5 protein-coding genes are annotated in these 2,999 nt (G+C 72.9%); 1 reads left to right on the top strand and 4 read right to left on the bottom strand.

The window, feature by feature from the left end; all coding sequences use genetic code 11:
- On the top strand, positions 1–273 hold a 273-nt coding region (locus tag AB0M20_RS35315), incomplete at its 5' end, for a DapH/DapD/GlmU-related protein (RefSeq protein WP_364304847.1).
- Between the two features lie 132 nt (positions 274–405).
- On the opposite strand, the gene AB0M20_RS35310 is transcribed toward AB0M20_RS35315, so the two are convergent.
- The 4 genes from AB0M20_RS35310 to AB0M20_RS35295 all read right to left on the bottom strand — a co-directional run.
- Positions 406–1,236 (bottom strand): PfkB family carbohydrate kinase, encoded by an 831-nt coding sequence (locus AB0M20_RS35310; protein ID WP_364304845.1) that lies wholly within the window; start codon positions 1,234–1,236, stop codon positions 406–408.
- Positions 1,233–1,982: an SDR family NAD(P)-dependent oxidoreductase gene (locus AB0M20_RS35305; RefSeq protein WP_364304844.1), complete on the bottom strand. Its 750-nt coding sequence runs from the start codon at positions 1,980–1,982 to the stop codon at positions 1,233–1,235. The genes AB0M20_RS35310 and AB0M20_RS35305 overlap by 4 nt, the downstream gene beginning before the upstream one ends.
- A gap of 7 nt (positions 1,983–1,989) precedes the next feature.
- Complete coding sequence (locus AB0M20_RS35300) at positions 1,990–2,145, bottom strand: hypothetical protein (RefSeq protein ID WP_364304843.1); 156 nt, start codon at positions 2,143–2,145, stop codon at positions 1,990–1,992.
- A gap of 32 nt (positions 2,146–2,177) precedes the next feature.
- Positions 2,178–2,999: amidohydrolase family protein (locus tag AB0M20_RS35295; protein ID WP_364304841.1), on the bottom strand; the 822-nt coding region annotated here is incomplete at its 5' end.

Here is a 2,999-nt window from a genome sequence, read left to right as displayed (position 1 = left end):
AGCATCTACACCACGAACCACGCCATCGACCCGGCCGAGCGTACGGCCGGCGCCTGCATCGCCGAGCGGGTCGTCATCGAGGACGACGTCTGGGTCGGCGGCGGCGTGACGATCAACCCCGGCGTCCGGATCGGCCGCGGCAGCGTGATCGGCTCCGGCAGCGTGGTGACCCGCTCCGTCCCCGCCCTGACGGTCGCCGCCGGCGTGCCCGCCCGCGTCCTGCGACCCATCACGGCCGACGACCGCATCGGCGACGCGTGGCGGAAGCCGTGACCCGAAGTGGTAGCCCAGAGGGCTATCCGGCCCGCGGATGCCCCTCTGGGCTACCACTGTTCGCTGGCGGACGCGGTGAACACCGGAAGTGGTAGCCCTTCGGGCTATCGGGCCCGCGGATCCCCTTCTGGGCTACCACTGTTCGCTGGTGAGGCCCGGGTCGGAGAGCCAGGAGCGCGGGCCTCGGTGCCGGACGCGGATCGCGGCCACGCGGATGGCCTCGCGGAGAGCGTCGGTGAAGGACGCGCCCGATGCCAGCGCCACGGCCAGGGCGCCGTGGAACGCGTCGCCCGCGCCGGCGGTGTCGACCGCGGCGACCGTGGGCACGTCGAGCGAGCCCGAGGCCGCGCCGGACCACCACCGCACCGGGTGCGGTCCGTCGGTGACCGCCACGTCGGGAGCCACTGTGGACAGGTCGCCCACCGACGGTGGCAGGCGGAAGCCGGCCGAGCACGCCACCACCGACGCGTGCGGAAGGATCGTCGCGAAGACCGGCCGCCAGTGCCCGGCGTCGACCACCAGTCGCCCGGCGCCCCGTGCGGCGACGTCCGCCAGCGCCGGGTGGTGCCCGTCGACCAGCACGACACCATCGAGATCAAGATCGTCGGGTACGCGCACGGCGACGTCGCCCGCGTTGCGGCTGACGATGGTCCGCCGCCCGGAGTCCTCCTCGACGGTGACGGCCGAGATCGGTGGCGGCGCCGACGACTCCGCGGCGTCGACCAGGCGCACCCCGTACCCGTCGAGATCCGACCTGATCAGCTCGCCCAGCGGATGCGAACCGACCGCCGTGACCAGCGTGACCCGGGCGCCGAGCGCGGCCGCCGTAACGGCGGCGTTGAGCGCCGGACCGCCCGCCGCGACCTCCACCGACGTGGCCTGCGCCTTCTCGTCCGCACCGGGGATCCGCGGCACCCGGTAGACGATGTCCACAGTGGACAGACCGACGCAGGTGATTTTCACAGCGTGACGCCGGTCAGGCCGGCGCAGTAGTCCAGCAACTCCTCCTGCAGCTCGGCCCGGGACGCGGCCGCGGCGGCGGGGCGGGCGCGCCGGTCGTAGAAGTACCGGCCGCTCACGCGGGCGTCCGGGTCGTCGCTGGTGGCCAGCCAGATCTGCGTACGCGTACCCTCATCCAGCCCGCCCGGCGCACCGCGCCCGCCCATCCTCGTGGCGATCCACCCCGGGTCGACGGCGTTGGACAGCACCCCCGGCAGGCGCCGTGCCACCGCGAAGGCCAGCACCACGTCCCACAGCTTGGTGTCGCTGTACGCGCTCGCCCCGCTCCACCGCCGCCGGGTCCACTGCGGGTCGTCCAGCGCCGCGTGCCCGCCCTCGTGCATCCCCGAACTCAGATAGATCAAGCGGTCCGGGGTGGTCATCAGCGCGGTCAGCAGATAGGGCGCGAGAACGTTGACCTGGAAATGCTGCTCGAGCCCGTCGGCGGTCTCGACCCGCCGCCGAGCCGTGTAGCCGATCCCGGCGTTGTGGATGACCGCGTCGAACCGCCCCGAGTCGTCGGCCGCGGCGGCGAGCGCGCGGGTCTCGGCGATGGACGAGAGATCGCCGACCAGCACCGGACCGTCCAGCGACGAAGCGCGGGCAGTGGAGCGAGCGTGCAGCACGACCTCGTGCCCCGCCGCGCGCAGGCGCTCGGCGGCGGCCCGGCCCAGCCCGTCGGCCGAGCCGGTCACGAAGATGCGAGCCATCGAGGACTCAGTTGGCGAGCTCGGAGAAGAAGGTGCCGATGTTGCGGAAGACGTTCGCGATGCCGTCACCCAGGCTCGTCGCGATGTCCGCCGCCGGGCCCGGGTTCGTGCCGATGTAGAAGATCAGCAGGATCAGCAGGATCCAGCCCAGTGCCTTCTTCATGCGCTTGATCGTGACACGGGCTCGCAATTTAATCAGGCCGACAGGCCGAACAGGTGTGCCGCGTTCTCCCAGCACACCGCCCGCAGCCAGTCGTCGCCGAGATCGATCCGGGCGAGTGCCTCCAGCTGATGGGCGTACGGGTAGGGGATGTTCGGGAAGTCGCTGCCGAGCAACACCCGGCCGGCCAGCCCGAGGTCGCGCAGCTGCGCCCGGCGGTCGCGGGGGAAGGGGCGGAACTCCTCGAAGAAGTCGGTCAGCGCCATGGTGGTGTCCAGCGCGGCGTGTTCGTAGGTGGCGGCCAGGTCGAGGAAGCCCTCGTACTCGGGGGCGCCGAGGTGGGCGAAGACCAGGGCCAGCCGCGGGTGCCGGGCGAGGACCTCGCCGATCGGGCCGGAGCCGGTGAAACCGTTCGCCACCGGTCCGGACCCGGCGTGGATCACGATCGGCGCGGCCGCATCGGCCAGCACGCCCCACGCCTCGTCCAGCAGCGGAGAGCGCGGGTCGAAGCCGCCGACCTGCAGGTGCAGCTTGAAGATCCGGGCCCCACGGTCCAGGGCGTCGGCGACCACGGCAGCGGCGCCGTCCTCGGGGAAGAACGTCGCCGACGGCAGGCACTCGGGCACGTCGGCGGCGAAGGCGAGCGTCCAGTCGTTCAGCGAGGCCGCCATGTCCGGGCGGTGCGCGTACGCGAGCGCGGTGAAGGACCGGACGCCCAGCTCGCGCAGGATCGCCACGCGCTCGGCGGCCGGCAGCCGATAGCGGATCGGCCAGGCCCGGCCGATCAGCGGCCCGGCCTCGTCGAAGTGTGCCCACACGCGGCGCTGCATCCGCTCCGGCAGGAAGTGGGTGTGCAC

The sequence above is a fragment of the Actinoplanes sp. NPDC051633 genome (genome assembly GCF_040681735.1).
Classification (GTDB): Bacteria; Actinomycetota; Actinomycetes; order Mycobacteriales; family Micromonosporaceae; genus Actinoplanes.
Note: the sequence above shows the minus strand (reverse complement) of the source record. Positions and strands in the feature narration are given on the sequence as shown.